Annotated in this window: 15 protein-coding genes; 12 read left to right on the top strand and 3 right to left on the bottom strand. The window is 64.8% G+C overall.

Annotated elements, in window-relative coordinates; genetic code table 11:
• Positions 1–626 precede the first annotated feature (626 nt).
• The 9 genes from hisG to hisE all read left to right on the top strand — a co-directional run bounded on the left by hisG (position 627) and on the right by hisE (position 8,648).
• Positions 627–2,342, top strand: a complete 1,716-nt coding sequence (gene hisG, locus I2G43_RS10425; RefSeq protein ID WP_195536096.1) for an ATP phosphoribosyltransferase — start codon at positions 627–629, stop codon at positions 2,340–2,342.
• A 104-nt stretch (positions 2,343–2,446) separates the two neighbouring features.
• The gene (hisD, locus tag I2G43_RS10420) at positions 2,447–3,883 is read left to right on the top strand and encodes a histidinol dehydrogenase (RefSeq protein ID WP_195536095.1); all 1,437 of its coding nucleotides are present in this window, start codon (positions 2,447–2,449) and stop codon (positions 3,881–3,883) included.
• A 1-nt stretch (position 3,884) separates the two neighbouring features.
• A complete protein-coding gene (gene hisC, locus I2G43_RS10415; protein ID WP_195536094.1) occupies positions 3,885–5,000 on the top strand; it encodes a histidinol-phosphate transaminase in 1,116 nt (371 codons plus the stop codon).
• The gene (hisB, locus tag I2G43_RS10410) at positions 5,001–5,588 is read left to right on the top strand and encodes an imidazoleglycerol-phosphate dehydratase HisB (protein WP_117779030.1); all 588 of its coding nucleotides are present in this window, start codon (positions 5,001–5,003) and stop codon (positions 5,586–5,588) included.
• Positions 5,589–5,726: 138 nt separating this feature from the next.
• Positions 5,727–6,428 carry an imidazole glycerol phosphate synthase subunit HisH gene (locus I2G43_RS10405; RefSeq protein ID WP_324249544.1) on the top strand — a complete coding sequence of 234 codons (702 nt, stop codon included), beginning with the start codon at positions 5,727–5,729 and terminating at the stop codon, positions 6,426–6,428.
• Positions 6,425–7,168: a HisA/HisF-related TIM barrel protein gene (locus I2G43_RS10400; RefSeq protein WP_195536092.1), complete on the top strand. Its 744-nt coding sequence runs from the start codon at positions 6,425–6,427 to the stop codon at positions 7,166–7,168. Before I2G43_RS10405 ends, I2G43_RS10400 begins: the two co-directional genes overlap by 4 nt.
• A 3-nt stretch (positions 7,169–7,171) precedes the next feature.
• A complete protein-coding gene (gene hisF / locus I2G43_RS10395; RefSeq protein ID WP_195536091.1) occupies positions 7,172–7,954 on the top strand; it encodes an imidazole glycerol phosphate synthase subunit HisF in 783 nt (260 codons plus the stop codon).
• A complete protein-coding gene (hisI, locus tag I2G43_RS10390; protein ID WP_195536090.1) occupies positions 7,955–8,284 on the top strand; it encodes a phosphoribosyl-AMP cyclohydrolase in 330 nt (109 codons plus the stop codon). It abuts the gene before it with no gap.
• A 46-nt stretch (positions 8,285–8,330) separates the two neighbouring features.
• Positions 8,331–8,648, top strand: a complete 318-nt coding sequence (gene hisE, locus I2G43_RS10385) for a phosphoribosyl-ATP diphosphatase (protein ID WP_195536089.1) — start codon at positions 8,331–8,333, stop codon at positions 8,646–8,648.
• A gap of 115 nt (positions 8,649–8,763) precedes the next feature.
• On the opposite strand, the gene I2G43_RS10380 is transcribed toward hisE, so the two are convergent.
• From I2G43_RS10380 to I2G43_RS10370, 3 genes are all read right to left on the bottom strand, one after another.
• The gene (locus tag I2G43_RS10380) at positions 8,764–9,675 is read right to left on the bottom strand and encodes a PHP domain-containing protein (protein ID WP_229071820.1); all 912 of its coding nucleotides are present in this window, start codon (positions 9,673–9,675) and stop codon (positions 8,764–8,766) included.
• Positions 9,676–9,914: 239 nt separating this feature from the next.
• A complete protein-coding gene (locus tag I2G43_RS10375; protein ID WP_195536088.1) occupies positions 9,915–10,337 on the bottom strand; it encodes a nitrous oxide-stimulated promoter family protein in 423 nt (140 codons plus the stop codon).
• Positions 10,337–13,894, bottom strand: coding sequence for an ATP-binding cassette domain-containing protein (locus I2G43_RS10370; RefSeq protein ID WP_195536087.1), 3,558 nt, complete (start codon positions 13,892–13,894; stop codon positions 10,337–10,339). Before I2G43_RS10370 ends, I2G43_RS10375 begins: the two co-directional genes overlap by 1 nt.
• A gap of 382 nt (positions 13,895–14,276) precedes the next feature.
• On the opposite strand from I2G43_RS10370, the gene larC reads away from it, so the two are divergent.
• From larC to mazG, 3 genes are read left to right on the top strand one after another with little or no spacing between them, the layout of a single operon-like run.
• A complete protein-coding gene (larC, locus tag I2G43_RS10365; protein ID WP_229071818.1) occupies positions 14,277–14,762 on the top strand; it encodes a nickel insertion protein in 486 nt (161 codons plus the stop codon).
• A gap of 55 nt (positions 14,763–14,817) precedes the next feature.
• Positions 14,818–15,366, top strand: a complete 549-nt coding sequence (yfcE, locus tag I2G43_RS10360; protein ID WP_195536085.1) for a phosphodiesterase — start codon at positions 14,818–14,820, stop codon at positions 15,364–15,366.
• A gap of 2 nt (positions 15,367–15,368) precedes the next feature.
• The gene (gene mazG, locus I2G43_RS10355) at positions 15,369–16,229 is read left to right on the top strand and encodes a nucleoside triphosphate pyrophosphohydrolase (RefSeq protein ID WP_195536084.1); all 861 of its coding nucleotides are present in this window, start codon (positions 15,369–15,371) and stop codon (positions 16,227–16,229) included.
• Positions 16,230–16,285 lie beyond the last annotated feature (56 nt).

Raw genomic sequence — 16,285 nt, 5'->3', positions numbered from 1 at the left:
GGTCACCAAGCACAACCTCAAGTACCGCCGCTACTACCACCAGTTCGACTACTAAGAGCTGGTCGTAGGTCCGATATCTTGGCTGGTTGATATCTCGACCCTACACAAGGGCGTCCGTGTTCGCGCGGGCGCCCTTTTTGCGTTGGGGCATGCCGGCCGCTAGTGCGAGTGGCTCTGCGGGGCTGGTCGGGAAAGCGTGTCCCGGAATTAGCGCCCAGAGTGGGATGCGGTTTCCGGTAGAAGCCTTAGCGGAAAGCTTGTTCCGGAATTAGGGCCTGGAATGGGATGCCGTTTCCCGTTGGGATGGGTTTGGGAAAGCGTGTCCCATTCTGGAGGCTCATTCCGGGATGCATTTTCCCGATGGGGTGGGTTTCGGAAAGTGTGTCCCGTTCTGAGCGTCTATTCTGGGATGCGGTTTCCCGTTGAGGCTTCAAGCGGAAAGCGTGTCCCGGAATGGCCGCTCGAAATGGGATGTGCTTTCCCCAATGTTTCCAAATGAATACGCTGTGAGCCGTGGGAGACGATTCTCCCCGCAAGCACTCTAGTATGCTAAAGTACCCAGAAGACCGGCGGAGCTATGCCGGTCTTCTGTTCTATACGAAGCACAGCATGAGGAGGCTCACCAGATGACGGCCACACCGTGGGGATTCCGGGACATATTGCCCGAGGAGGCTCAGGCGCGCGAGGAGATTGCGCTGACGGTGAAGGGCTGCTTTAGGGAGCATCATTACCTTCCGGTCGAGACGCCGCTGCTCGAGGACAAGGGTTCGCTTGAGGAGGGCGGCCGCATCGCGGATACGCCGTTCAAGCTCTTTGACGACGATGGTCGCCTGCTGGTGGTTCGTCCCGACAACACGCTGCCGATCGTGCGCCTGGTCTCGACCCGCATGCGCGCGGCCGACCTGCCACTGCGCCTGCGCTACGAGGCGCCGGTGGTTCGTGAGTGCCAACGCAATGCCGGCGGTTCGCGTCAGTTTACGCAGTTGGGCTTTGAGCTCATTGGCGCGGGTGACACCGCGGGCGACGTGGAGATTGTCTCGCTGGTAGCGGAGGCCGTGCGCAAACTCGCGCTGCCCGATGCGCACATTATCGCAGGCAGCGTGCGTCCGTTTAAGGAGCTGCTCGCGGCATGCGAAGATCGCGAGCTGGCTGTCGAGGCGCTGCGCTGCGTGCACGCCAACGACTTTGTGGGCCTCGATGCCCGCGTGGCGGAAAGCGCCGAGCCCGAGGCCGTCAAGGCCGCCATTAGCGAGCTGCCGCGCCTGCATGGCGGTGCCGAGGTGCTCGACCGCGTGGACGCGCTGCTGGCAGCGGCCGGTATCGTCGCGCCGTTGACGCGCGAGCTGCGTGCCCTGGTTGAGGGCCTGGCTCCCGAGGATGCACAGGTGCTGTCCTTCGACTTCTCCATCATGAATTCTTTCGATTACTACACGGGCCTGGTCTTTAAGGCCTATGCCGGTGGCCTGCCCGATCCGGTGGGTTCGGGCGGTCGCTACGACTCCATCTTTACCGGCGCGTTCGGCGACGGCATCGAGGTGCCGGCGGCGGGCTTTGCCTTTTCGCTCGAGCGCCTGGAGGCCGCGCACACCTCGGCCGAAGACGCCGCCTCCGATGGCGACCACGCCGTGGGACGTGGCGCCGAGGGCCCGCTGCGCATCGCCGTGCCCAAGGGTTCGCTCAAGGCCGATACCCTCGACGTGCTCGAGGCCGCGGGTTTGGATGTCTCTGAGCTGCGCGATCCCGGTCGCCACCTGATCGTGCGCGGTCGCGACACGCGTGCCGACGAGGGCGCGGTCGGCGATATTGAGTTTGTCATCGTGCGTCCCAGCGACGCGCCCGCCTTTGTGGGTTGCGGCGGCGCCGACTGCGGCATCTGCGGTTGGGATTCGCTCATCGAGGCCGACCTCAACCTGCTGCAGCTGGTCGATCTGGGCTACGGCCTGTGCACCTTTATTGAGGCGGAGCCCGCATGGCGCGCCGGCCAGGCTGAGCGCAACTATGCCCGTCGTGGTTCTCTGCGCGTAGCCACCAAGTACCCGCGCATCGCGAGCGCTTGGTATGCCGAGCGCGGCGTGAATGCCGATATCGTCTCCCTGCACGGCAATATTGAGTTGGGCCCCATCGTCGGCATGACCGACCGTATCGTGGACATCACCGCCACGGGTGCGACCTTGCGCGACAACGACCTGGTCATTACCGGCCGCATCATGGATTGCACGGCGCGCTTCTTCGTCAACCCGGGCGCCGCGCGCCTGGATCCGCGTGTGCGTAACCTGGCCGACCGCCTGGCGGCTGCCGTGAAGGACAAGCATTTTGAGCCCGTCGCGGGCTCGGCACAATAGCGCGAGCGCGCGCGGGCGCCCCCACGTCCGGGCTGCGGGTCGATTGTCGCCACCGCCCGGCTTCTCGTTTCTCAAACGCAACCTAACCGATAGGGGATACCGATATGAAGACCATCAAACTTGCTCCCGGTGAGCGCCTCGTTACTAACCAGCTCAACCGCAAGGGCGTGCTGCCGCAAAACATCGTCGACGCCGCCCGCGATATCGTGGCCAACGTGCGCGCCAACGGCGATGTCGCAGTGCGCGATTATTGCCAGCGTTTTGACGGCGTTGAGCTGCAGAGTTTCCGCCTTCCGCAGGAGCAGATTGACACCGCGCTCGAAGGCCTCGACCCGGCCTTTGTTGCCGCGCTCGAGAAGGCCGCGCGCCAGATTCGCGAGTTCCACCAGCGCGAGGTCGAGCAGAGCTGGTTTACCACGCGCCCGGACGGCACGATGCTCGGCGTCAAGGTGACCCCGCTCGCAGCTGCCGGCATCTATGTGCCGGGCGGCCGTGCGCAGTATCCCTCCACCGTGCTCATGAACGCCATTCCGGCCAAGGTGGCCGGCGTTAAACGCGTGGTCATGGTGACCCCGCCGCAAAAGGATGGCCTGATCAGCCCGTATACGCTCGCGGCTGCCAAGCTCGGCGGCGTGGACGAGATCTATATGGTGGGTGGCGCCCAGGCTGTCGCTGCGCTGGCGTACGGCACCGAGAGCATTCCGCGTGTCGATAAGATCACCGGCCCGGGCAACGCCTTTGTCGCCGCGGCCAAGCAGATCGTGTCGGGCGACGTGGGCATCGACATGGTCGCCGGCCCGTCCGAGGTCTGCGTGCTGGCCGATGCCACGGCCAAGCCCATGGTGGTCGCGGCCGACCTGATGGCTCAGGCCGAGCACGATCCGCTGGCCGCCTGCTATCTGGTGACCTGCGACGAGCAGTTTGCGCGCGAGGTCGAGGCGGGTATCGATATTCTGGTGGCGCAGTCGCCGCGCGCCGAGATCACGCGTGCCTCGCTCGATAACGAGGGCACCATCGTGGTGGCCGCCGACATGGCCGCCGCCGTCGAGGCCGTGAACACCGTGGCGCCCGAGCACTTGGAGCTGCACTGCAAGGACGCGATGGGCCTGCTCGGAGGCATTCGCAACGCTGGCGCCATCTTTGTGGGCGCCTGGAGCTCCGAGCCGCTCGGCGATTACGTCGCCGGCCCCAACCACACGCTGCCGACCGGCGGCACGGCCATGTTCTCCAACCCGCTTTCGGTGGAGGAGTTCGTCAAACGCTCGAGCGTTATCTGCTATACGCCCGAGGGCCTGCTTTCCGACGCTCCCGCTACGCAGCGCCTGGCTGAGGCCGAGGGCCTGTGGGCACACGCACTTTCGGCCGCACTGCGCCGTCGCGTGCTGGAGCAGGGCGAGGACTCCGTGAGTGCCGAGTCGCTGGCCGCGGCCGACCTGACCAAGGTCGCCTGGCCGGGCGATACGATCGCGACTGTTGCCGAGGGCGTGGACCTGGCGGCGGCTGCGAGCAGTGCCGCCGGTGCGGCCGGCGAGGAGGCCTAACATGGCCGAGCTTTCACCCCGCATGAAGGAGCTCGTCCAGCCTTACCTGGCCGGTATTGAGCCCTATGATCCCAACTTTACGCCCACGCGCATCAACCTTTCGGCCAACGAGAACACCTATCCCGTGCCGGCAGGTGTACGCGAGGCGGTCGATGCGGCCCTTGCCGCCACGCCGCTCAACCGCTATCCCGATCCCATGTCTAACGACCTGCGCGACGAGCTTGCTGTCTGGCATGGCGTGACGCGCGAGAACATCTGCGTGGGCAACGGTGGCGACGAGCTGCTCTATAACTACCTGCTGGCGTTTGGCGGCGCGGGGCGGACCCTGCTCAACTGCCCGCCGTGCTTTAGCGAGTACGCCTTCTTTGCATCGCTGTGCCAGACCGAGGTGCGCGACGTGTGGCGCGATCCGGCAACCTTTGAGCTCGATCAGGCTGCCGTGCTTGCGGCGGCGCCCGAGTGCAACCTGGCCATCGTGACCTCGCCCAACAATCCCACGGGCGATGTGGCGCCACTCGACTTTGTCGCGGCGCTGTGCGATGCCTGCCCTGGCATGGTGATGGTCGACGAGGCCTACGTTGAGTTTGCCGACGATTCGTTTGGCACGGCAACCACGGCGCAAGGCCTTATCGCCGAGCATCCCAACCTGGTGATTTTGCATACGCTGTCCAAGGCGTTTGGCGCCGCCGGCACGCGTCTGGGCTATGTGATCGCGGCGCCCGAGGTCATCGATGTGTTCGCGGCGATTCGCCAGATCTATTCGGTCAACGTGCTGAGCCAGGCCGCAGCGCTTGCCTGCGTGCGTGCCCGCGATGCATACGCGCCCGTGGTGGCGCAGGTTGCATCCGAGCGCGAGCGCGAGCTGTGCGCCCTACGCGCAATGGCTGCCGAGGGCCTGCCCGTGGAGGTATGGCCGAGCGCGGCAAATTTTGTGCTCGCGCGCACGCCGCATGCCACGCGCGTGCGCGAGCGTCTGCGCGACGAGTATTCAATTTTGGTGCGCGACTTTAGCTACGCGCCGGGGCTCGCGGACTGCCTGCGCATTACCGTGGGCACCCCGCAGGAAAACGACGAGGTGCTGGCCGCGTTTGCCGCGCTGGTGAAGGAGGAGATGTAGATGGACCGCTATGCCGAGGTAACCCGCAAGACGGGCGAGACCGACATTGTCGTCAAGCTCGACCTGGATGGATCCGGTGTGTGCGATATCTCGACCGGCGTACCGTTTTTCGACCACATGCTCAACGCCTTTGGCCGCCATGGCCTGTTCGATCTGACGGTGCACGCGGTGGGCGACGTGGAGGTCGATGCGCACCACACCGTCGAGGACACGGGTATTGTGCTGGGCGAGGCGTTTTGCCAGGCTCTGGGCGACAAGGCGGGCATTACACGCTTTGCCGACGCGGCGATCGCCATGGACGAGACGCTAGTGATGGCTGCTGTTGATATTTCGGGCCGCGGGCAGGCCTACTGCGAGCTGCCCGTGCCGACCGAGCGCGTGGGCAGCTTCGATACCGAGCTGGCGGTCGAGTTCTTCTACGCCTTTGCGCGCGACGCCAAACTCACGCTGCATGTGCGCGAGCTGGCGGGCGGCAACTCGCATCACATTATCGAGGCCGCCTTTAAGGCCGTGGGCCGCACGATGCGCCACGCCTGCGAGCTCGATCCCCGCGTGCAGGGCATCCCCAGCACCAAGGGCTCGCTGTAACCTACCAAAAAGGGACAGGTTTATTTTGGCAGGTTTTATCTGCGGAAATGCTGTCTCATGTGGTGGGTGAACGTTTAACCGACCAAAATAAACCTGTCCCTTTTTGGCAGGTTTTGGATGAGGAAAAGGGAGGGTCGCGTGGGCGAACCGAAAATCGTGGTGGTCGACTACCACAAGGGCAACTTGTCGAGCGTTGCGCGCGGGCTTGCGCGCGCCGGTGCCGCCGCCTGCACGTCGGACGATCCGGAGCAGATTCGCCGCGCCGACGGCCTGGTCATCCCGGGCGTGGGCGCGTTTTATGACGCGATCGCCTTTATGCGCCAGAGCGGCGAGGAGGCGGCCGTGCTCGATGCCGTTGCCGCTGGAACTCCGTTGCTCGGCATCTGCCTGGGCCTTCAGCTGTTTTTTGAGCGCGGCAACGAGGGCGTGCCTGCGGACGAGGGCGCGGTCGCCGACGGCAACGCCTCCGAGTGGGCTGGCGGTCCTTGGGTCGATGGCCTGGGCATCATGCGCGGCTCGTGCACACGCTTGGAATCGAGCCGTCTGAAGGTACCGCACGTGGGCTGGGACCAAGTGCATATGACGCCCGCCGGTACGGCCGATCCGCTGCTCGCCGGCTTTGCCGAGGGCGCCAACATGTACTTCACCCACAGCTACGCGGTGGCTGACGACGCCGATGTCGCCGATGTCTTGGCACGCACGCACTACACGCGGAGCTTCCCGTGCATCGTGCGCCACGGCAGCGTGTGGGGTTGCCAATTCCATCCCGAGAAATCCTCCGCGCTGGGTCAGCGCATCCTTAAGAACTTCGTCAACATCGTCGAGGAGGCCGGCCGATGATCCTGTTTCCCGCAATCGATTTGATCGGTGGCAAGGTCGTGCGCCTGGAGCGCGGCGATCGCAGCCGCTGCAAGGTATATTCCGACGACCCCGTGGCCGTCGCCCGCTCCTTTGCCGAGCAGGGCGCGAGCTGGGTGCACGTTGTCGACCTGTCCGCCGCTTTTGGCGAGGACGAGGACGCATGCGCTGCCAATTCGGCGGCGATTAAGGCCAGCTGCGGCGTCGACGGTCTGTCTGTGGACGTGGGCGGCGGCGTTCGCTCGCTCGCGCGTATCGACGAGCTTGCCGGCTACGGCGCGCGTCGCATTGCGCTGGGCACGGTGCTCGTGACCGAGCCGGGCTTTGCCGAGGTGGCGGCCCGCGGATTTGGCGAGCTGCTGGTGGCAGACATCGCTGCGCGCGATGGCCAGGTCAAGGTGAACGGCTGGCGCGACGGCGCGGGCGTGGCGCTCGACGATGCCGTGGCGCAGCTCAGCGAGCTGGGCTTTAAGCACCTGGTCTACACCGACATCGCGCGCGACGGCATGCAGACGGGCATCGACGTGGCTGCGTATCGCCACGTGGCGCAGGTCGCGGGCTTTCCCGTCGTGGCGTCGGGCGGCATCTCGACGCTCGACGATATCCGCGCACTCGCCGCGGTGGGCGAGGACGCCATCGAGGGCGCCATTACCGGTCGCGCGCTCTACGAGGGCAACTTTACGCTGGCCCAGGCGCTGGCCGCCGCCCGAGGGGAGGAGTAGCCCATGCTTACCAAACGCGTGATTCCCTGCCTGGACGTCAAGGACGGCCGCGTGGTCAAGGGCGTCAACTTTGTGAGCCTGCGCGATGCTGGCGACCCGGTGGAGCTGGCGCGTGCCTACGACCGCGAGGGTGCGGACGAGGTCGTGTTTTTGGACATCACCGCGACGAGCGATAACCGCGCGACGACCATCGAGATGGCGGCGCACGCGGCCGAGGAACTCGCTATTCCCTATACCGTGGGCGGCGGCTTCCGCGACCTGGCGGGCATGCGTACCATGGTTGCGGCCGGCGCCGACAAGGTGTCGCTCAACTCTGCTGCCGTGCGTGACCCGTCGCTGATCAGCCAAGCTGCCGCGGCGTTTGGCAGCCAAGCCGTGATCGTGGCGATTGATGCCAAGCGCGTCGGCCTGCCCGGCGAGCCGGGCGCCGACAAGTGGGAGGTCTTCACCGCGGGAGGCCGCAACGCCACGGGTATCGATGCTGTGGCGTGGGCCGAGGAAGCGGCTCGTCGCGGCGCCGGCGAGATTCTGCTTACCAGTATGGACCGCGACGGCACCAAGGCCGGCTTCGACCTGGCGCTTACCCGCGCCGTGGCGCGTGCGGTGCCGATTCCCGTCATCGCGAGCGGTGGCGTGGGCACGCTCGAGCATTTTGCCGAGGGTGTAATCGAGGGCGAAGCCGACGCCGTGCTGGCAGCCAGCGTCTTTCACTTTGGAACTTTCAGCATCCGCGAAGTGAAGGAATATATGGCCAGTCAGGGAATCCCTGTGAGATTGGACTTTTAAATGGAGCAAGTGACGACTGCGGCCGAGCTTACATACGACGCCAAGGGGCTGATTCCTTGTGTGGTTCAGCAGTATGACACTGGCGAGGTGCTTATGGTTGCTTGGATGAATGAGGAGTCGGTGGGGCTGACGCTCAAGACCGGGACCACGTGGTTTTGGAGCCGTAGCCGTCAGGAGCTCTGGAACAAGGGCGCGACGAGCGGCAATATGCAGGAGGTCAAGGAGCTCTGGGCCGACTGCGATAGCGATACGCTGCTGGTCAAGGTGGACTCTCCGGGCCCGGCTTGCCACACCGGCAACCGTACCTGCTTCTTTAAGAAACTCGCCTAGGGCGGGCGCTCTGTTAGGCGCTCGGCAAAACGGAAAGGATTGAACTATGGGTGTGCGCACCGCAAATGTTCAGGATGGAAATATTGGTGAGACGCTGACGGGCCTGGCCGAGGTGATTCACGGCCGTCGCGACGCATCGCCACAGGAGAGCTACACTGCTCGTCTGCTGACCGACGTCGAGGACGAGCTGCTCAAGAAGCTGGCCGAGGAGGCGAGCGAGGTCATCATGGCCTGCAAGGACAACGACCACGACCACATTCGCTACGAGGCCGGCGACCTGATCTACCACCTGCTCGTAACGCTCGAGCGCTACGGCATCACCCTCGACGAACTGGCCGGCGAACTCAACGCCCGCCGTCACTAGTCAAGCCCAAATTAGCTACCCTGGCCCCATGGAAGTTGCGGTGAAATAGGGACTGTTTAAACGCTTCATCAGGCAAAACAGTCCCTATTTCACCGCAACTGATGAAGGGGATGGGTTAGAAGAGGGGCGCGGGCTTCCATTCGCCAGTGGGGTGGGGGATGTCGAAGGTTCGGTAGCCGCATTCGTAGGCGTGGGCCTGGGCTTCGCGGATGTTCCAGCAGATATCGAAGGCGCGGTGCGCGTCCGAGCCAAAAGTGATCGGCACCTCGGCGTGGGCGAAACAGCGCAACAGGCCGGTCGCGGGATAGTAGTCGTCGAGGCCCTTGCGCGGCGCGGCGGTCGAGACCTCAACGCGGCGACCCGTATCGTGAGCGCACTCGGCCATCTGCTCCCAGAATGGCATGGGGTCAAAGTCGGGCGCGAAGCCCTCCTTCGAAAAACGCATGACCAGATCGGGATGGGCCATCACGTCAAAGTTGAGCGAGCTCTCGCAGGCGTGGCACCAGTCGTCGACATAGCGCTCCCATACGCCGCGCACCCCCAGGTTCTCCCAAACATGCAGGTTGGTGTCGTCGTCGATCCAACCGCAGAGCGAATCATGCGTGTCGGGGCGAGCGACATCCTCCGTTCCCGCCGTACCCGCGGCGCCGGCCATGATATCGCCGGGGTCGCCGATCCAATGCACGCTGCCCAGGCGCACCACGGCGCCATCGGACCAGCGTTCAACCAAGGGCTCGCAGCCCTCGTACCAATCACATTCAAATCCGTAGATAAAGCTGAGCTCCGGCGCAATCTGCGCGGCGAGTTTGCGGGCGTCCTCAAATGCCAGGCGATGCACCGGCAAGTCGCCCTCGACAACCTGCACCTCGCAGTTAGCATCCATGCTGGCAGGCAAGGTGAGGTGGTCGGTCGAGACCATGACCTGGCAGCCGGCTGCTGCGGCAGCGCGAACGTTTTCCTCAAACGAGGCACGTCCGTCCGAAAACGAGGTATGGGTATGGCAATCAACCAGCGGGCACGTGGACATGGCGGCTCCTTTGCATTTGGCGAATCCGCTCCATTGTAATGACGCGGCGTCTGGCATGTCGTGCGCGCCGCGAGTTGAAATCGAGTGGAAAGGCTGTGCAGCGCGCGGTGCGGCCTCGTTTGCGCTCTCAAAACGTGTACATCAGCCTCCAAAACCGTCAAAAAATGACATGTTTGGAGGCTGACGTACACGTTTGAGGCGAAGGCAAGGGGCGGCAGCGGCGCACGTCAGCTCCAGTGCTACTTGCTCCGCTTCGCCGCCCGTTTGGATTGCACGGTCACCACCGCGTGGCGTATGGCGGTGATGGGGCGATAGAAGATCATGCGCGGGCCCGACCAACGCATGACCTCGCGGATCTTCTCGCGCATGGCAGGCCGATAACAATGCGAGGGACAGGCCGAGCAAAACGTCTTGGTGCCCATATGCGGGCAGCGCTCAATGCGTGCGACGGCGTATTCTCGCAGCTCGGCGCATTCGGGACAGAGGGCGATGGTTCGGAATCCGAGCTTTATGCGCGCGGGCGCATCGCCACCAGCAGCCCGCACGCCCGCACGCCCGCCGCCATGATGCCCGCGGCACCACAGGGCGATCATCTGCGACACCATCTGGGCCTCGCGCGCACGCTCGCCCGCCAGCTCCGGCGTGTCGGCCGGGCGCGCCATTAGCTGAGCCTCCCGTGCTCGACCGAAAGCGAGCAATCGGCAAACGCGCAGGTGCTGGCACGGTGGCTCACCAGCACGATGGTCTTGCCACGGCGCTTGAGCTCATCGACCGCCTGCATCACGGCTGCCTCGTTGAGGGCATCGAGCGCGCTGGTGGGTTCGTCGAGCAAAATGAAGGGCGCATCGTTGAGGAAGATGCGCGCGAGGCCGATGCGCTGACGCTCGCCGCCCGAGAGCGAGTCGCCCAGCTCGGCGACGGGGGTGTCGAGGCCCTGCGGCAGGCGGTCGATAAGCGCAGTGAGCGAGGCGGACTGGCAGGCGTCGAGCAGCTCGGCATCGGTGGCGTCGGCGCGCGCGACGAGCAAGTTCTCGCGCACGGTGCCGCAGAACAGGTGCGTGTCCTGGGTCATATAGGCCTCGTGGCCGCGCAAGCTCGCCGTGTTGATGCGACGGGTGTCGATGCCGCTCACCGTGATGGCACCGGCGGTGGGGTCCCAAAAGCGCATGAGCAGCTTGAGCAGCGTCGACTTGCCCGAACCCGAACGCCCCATGATGCAGGTCATGGTGCCGGGCGCAAAGGTGCAGGTCACGTCGTCGAGGATGAGGTTCGCGGCCGTCTCGTCCGCCACCTGTCCTGCGTCGTCGGCACCCGCGTCACCCGTATAGCTAAAGCTCACATGTTCGGCGGCGGCGCCAGCGAACTCCACGTCCTGTCCGTCCGCGACCTCGGCACACTGGGGCTGCTCATCGAGCAGGTCGAGCACGCGCGCGCCCGAGGCGAGCGTCTCCTGTAGCGAGGCGCCCAGACGGCTCACGGCCATTACCGAGCCAAAGGACGACACAAAGGTAAAGACGGCGACAAACGCCGCGGCGAAATCGATCGTTCCCGCAGCCACCAGCTGCAGCGCACGTCCGAGCATCACCAGGTTGGCAACGAGGATGAGCGCGTCGGCCACGGCCTCGCTGGCTGCCTGGCGGCGCTTGAGGCGTGCGTCCACGGTGCCGACCTGCTCGGTCAGCTCGCCCAGGGCGCGACCGCGATCGGTGCCGCCGGCAAACTGGATGGTCTCGGACGCGCCACGCAGGCTGTCGAGCACAAAGGCGCCCAGTTTGCCTGCGCCCTCGCGGCTCTGGCGGCCGGTGGTGCCACATGCCTTGGCCGAAACCAGAGGCAGCAGCACGCCCAAGACCGCATAGGCCACAAGCGCGATGCCGGCGAGCTCGGGGCTCACGGTCAGCAAGAAGCCCTCAAAGACGGCGGTGCAGACCAAGGCGATGGCGATGGGCGAGATGGTGTGTGCATAGAAGACCTCGAGCAGCTCAATATCCGAGGTGACGAGACTCACGAGCTCGCCCTTGCCGCGGCCCTCGAGCTTGGCGGGCGCCAGCTGGCGCAGGGCTCCGAACACCAGGTCGCGGATGTGCGCGAGTAGGCGAAACGCGATGTAATGGTTGCAGAGCTGTTCGCCATAGTGGAGCGGTCCGCGCGCGATGCCGCAGACGGCGCAGGCCACGCATGCGCCAACAAGACCCAGCCCCAGGGCGTTGTGACCCAAGGCGGCCATAAGTCCAAAGGCACCAAACGCCGGAACAAACGCGGCGGTAAGCATGCCGATGCTGCCCAGGGCGACGGCCAGCACGAGCCATCCGGCCAGCGGACGCACGAGCCCCATCATGCGCCACATGATGGACGGAGCCGAGCGACGGGCATGGCCGGAGCCGGATGCCGCGGCGGTTGCAGCCACGCCGGCACCGCCGCGGTCATCAGCGCAAACGTCATCGCCCTCGGCAGCCTCCACCACGGCAACATCCTCAGCCCCGTCCTCGGCATACGCATACGCCGAGAGCTGCTCCTGGCTGTCCCACATGCGTGCATAGACGCCCGCGTCTGCCAGAAGTTCGCCGTGAGTCCCGCGCTCGGCAATGCGACCGCGCTCTAGCACCAGAATCTGGTCGGCGTCCACGATGGTCGACAAGCGATGTGCCACCACGATCACGGTGTGATCGCCGGCAAACGACGCGATGACCTCGCCAATCGCCGCCTCGCTTGCAGCGTCTACGTTGCTCGTAGCCTCGTCAAACACATAGATAGGCGAGTCGTGCAGCAGGGCGCGGGCCATGCACACGCGCTGACGCTGACCGCCCGAAAGGTTGGTGCCGCCTTCGTTAATCACCATGTCGAGTCCGCCGTTTGCCTGCACAAAGGCCGCAACGCGTGTGCGGTCGAGCGCGTGCAAAAGCTCGGCATCGGTGGCATCGGGCTTGGCGAGCAGCAGGTTTTCGCGCAGGGTGCCGGCGAACAGATAGCCGTTGGTGGGCACCAGGGTCACGGCGCGCATAAGCGAGGCGGCCGTGGCATCGCGCAGCTCAACGCCGCCGATGCGAACGTTGCCCCGGTAGGCATCCTTGCGGCCTGCGATGATCCCCGCGAGTGTGGACTTGCCGCCACCGCTTTCGCCCACGAGCGCCACGAGCGAGCCGCGCGCGATGGTCGCGTCGGCGCCGTCCAACACGGTGCGGTCGCCGTAGGCATAGCCCACGCCGGAAAGTTCGATATCGCCGTGGCCGTCAAGCTCAACATTGCCGCGCTCGGGCTCGGGCGTATCCAAAATGCCGAACATGCGGCGCGAGGCAGCCATGCCGTTCATGGCCGTGTGGAACAGCGACCCCAGGCGGCGCATGGGCAAAAAGAACTCCTGCGATAGAAAGACGATGAGGAAGGCGGCGTCAAAGCCGATCTTTCCGCTGGCGAGTTGCAGCGCGGCGACGATAATGCCGAGTGCGGCGCCCATGTAGACGACCAGGTCCATGACACAAATGGAGCGCAGCTGCATCACCAGCAGGCGCATGGTCGCCCCGCGAAAACGCTCGGACTCGGCGTTGATGCGCTCGTGCCAGTCGCGGTCGGCCTGGTAGACCTTAAGGGTGGTGAGGCCCTGAACGGCCTCCAGGAACATGCCGCCCAGATCGACATAGCTGCCCCAGTACTCGGCGCCGATCTTTTTGGCGTTGCGCATGACCATCATGATGGAGACGGGGATGACCGGAACGCAGGCGAGCAACAGTGCGGCGGGAAGGCCCGCCTGGCCTGCGAGCAGCACAAACAGCGTGATGGGCGCCAGGCCGGCAAAGAAAAGCTGCGGCAGGTAACCGCCAAAGTACACCTGGAGCTGCGTGGCGCCCTCGACGCTGGTCTGCACGGCCTCGGCGGTGGGGACGGTCTCGGTGTAGGAGGGGCCGAGCGCGGTGAGCTTGTCGTAGACGAGCGAGCGCACGCGGCGGACGGCCTCGAAGGCAGCCTTGTCGCCGGCGCGCTGGGCCAGATAGATGGAGGCGGCACGCACGATGATGGCGGCGGCGAGCGGCAGAGCGGCCTGCTTGAGTGCATCGATGGCGAGCGAGGTGGGGAGGCCGCCGATGACGATACCGCCCAAGATGCGCGCGAGCACCCACATCACGGTAATGTTTGCCATGAGCGCAATCCACTTAAACAGGACGCTCGCCACAATGTAGGGCGTTGCCTGCGGAACAAGGGAGAAGAGCCGCTTCTCGAACATGGAACCTCCGGTGTCGTGACGGTGCCGCGCAGGATGCTCGACAGCCGTCTAGTTAGCCAAATGCAACTAGAGTACCATCGGGGGTTGCATAAGTACGCCGAGGGTTATTTTTGGCCGACGAACTGCGTAGAATGTTCAAAATTGTTGAGCGTGGCGAACTTAAGGGGTGGGTGTGGGCGGCGTGAGTTTGTCCTAGGCGTTGCCCGCTCCAAAACATGTACGTCAGCCTCCAAAACCGACAAAAAATGACATGTTTGGAGGCTGATGTACATGTTTGGATAGGGGCGAGGGCGGCGACGGACGAAAGTCACGCCTGTGCCACGTCCGATGTGCTAGCGTTTGGATGAATAAAACGAGCCCGTGCGGAAAGGATCCGGACCGTATGCAACGTGGAAGTACATCTCCGCTGTCCCGCGAGACCGATGCGCCCGAAACCATCGTCAAGCTGGAGTGCGACATCGACGATGCGTCGCCCGAGGTACTCGCCTATGCCGCCGACCGCTTGCGTGAGGCGGGCGCCCGCGAAGTGCACTGGCTGCCTCTCTACTGCAAAAAAGGTCGTCCCGGCTGGCAGCTGCAGGTAATCTGCGCTCGCGAGGACATTGACCGTCTGCAGATGATCATCTTTTTGGAAACCACGACCAACGGCATCCGCCGCCAGGTTATGGAGCGCGTCTGTCTGCCGCGTCGTTTTGAGCAGGTGGCGACGCCTTGGGGCGAGGTGGCCGTCAAAGTAGCCACCCTGCCCGACGGCAGCGAGCGCGCGGCTCCCGAGTACGAGGATTGCGCCCGTCTTGCCCGTGAGCACAACGTGCCGCTCCAACGCGTGATGCAGGCGGCCCAGAGCGCGGCACTGCGATTTGAATAGCGCGGCCGGCGACATCCCGCGCCCAGTCATATCCACCCCACCCGAAAGGACCACCATGAAATACCTCATCGCTTCCGACATCCACGGCTCGGCATATTGGACCGAGCGCCTGGTCGCCGCCATCGAGTCCGAGCAGCCCGACCGCATTGTGCTGCTGGGCGACCTGCTCTACCACGGCCCGCGCAACGACCTGCCGCGCGACTACGCCCCCAAGCGTGTGATTCCGCTGCTCAACGCCCTGGCCGACCGCATCATCGCGGTGCGTGGCAACTGTGACGCCGAGGTCGACCAGATGGTGCTCGACTTTCCCGTCATGGCGGACTACGCCATGCTGTTCGACGAGACCGGCCGCGAGCTGTTCCTGACGCATGGCCACGTCTTTGGCGCCGGCATGCACAACAGCGTCGACCACGCGCCCGCGCTGCCCGAGGGCTCCGCGCTCGTCTACGGCCACACGCATATCAAGGTTAACGAGGCAAGCGAGACGCACCCGGGCCTATGGCTCTTCAACCCCGGCAGCGTGAGCATTCCCAAGGATGGCACGCACAGCTACGGCATCTACGAGGGCGGTGCGTTCCGCCACGTGATCATGGAGGAGGACTAACCATGGCGCAGCACACGGCCCAGCAAAATGCCGAGGGCTCGCGCGATCTGTCCACGCTGGTCGACGCGTCGGCCGAGCTGCAGCATCTGGTGCAGACCATCTGGCGTCTGCGTCAGCCCGATGGCTGCCCGTGGGATCGCGAACAGACGCATCAGAGCATCGGCAAGAACATGATCGAGGAAGCCTACGAGGCGCTCGATTGCATTGAGGCGGACGACGTGGCGCATCTGCGCGAGGAGCTCGGCGACGTGCTCATGCAGGTCGTACTGCATGCGCAGATTGCGGCGGACGCCGGTGAGTTTACGCTGGCCGATGTGGCACGCGATATCGACGCCAAGCTCATCCGCCGTCACCCGCACGTGTTTGGCGATGCGGATGCCGATAACTCTGACGAGGTACTCAAGATCTGGGACGAGGTTAAGCTTGCCGAGAAAGCTGCCAAGGACAAGGCCGTGGCGGCAGGCGAGGCTGCGCCCGAGGGCCTGCTCGACGGCGTGCCCACGCACCTGCCGGCGCTGATGCAGGCTCAGAAGGTGTCGCGCAAGGCGGCTGCCGTGGGCTTTGAGTGGGAGACGGTCCAGGACGTGTGGGACGAGGTCGCCGAGGAGCGTGCCGAGTTTGAGGCTGAGGCTCCCGGCTCGCCCGAGCGCGAGATGGAGTTTGGCGACCTGCTCTTTGCCCTGGTCAACGTTGCGCGCAAGGAGGGAATCGACGCCGAGAGTGCTCTGCGCGCCAGCACGGCAAAGTTCCGCCGCCGCTGGGCCGCGATGGAGCAGATGACGGCCAACGCCCATATGGATCTGGCTGAGCTTTCGACCCATGGCCTCAACGACCTGTGGGATGCCGCAAAGGCGGAGGAGTAAAACTGCGGGAACGACGAGCTGACACGTCTCATCGTTCCCGCTAAATTTTTCGAAAA

This window comes from Collinsella aerofaciens, assembly GCF_015557435.1.
Lineage (GTDB): Bacteria > Actinomycetota > Coriobacteriia > Coriobacteriales > Coriobacteriaceae > Collinsella > Collinsella aerofaciens_Z.
Note: the sequence above shows the minus strand (reverse complement) of the source record. Positions and strands in the feature narration are given on the sequence as shown.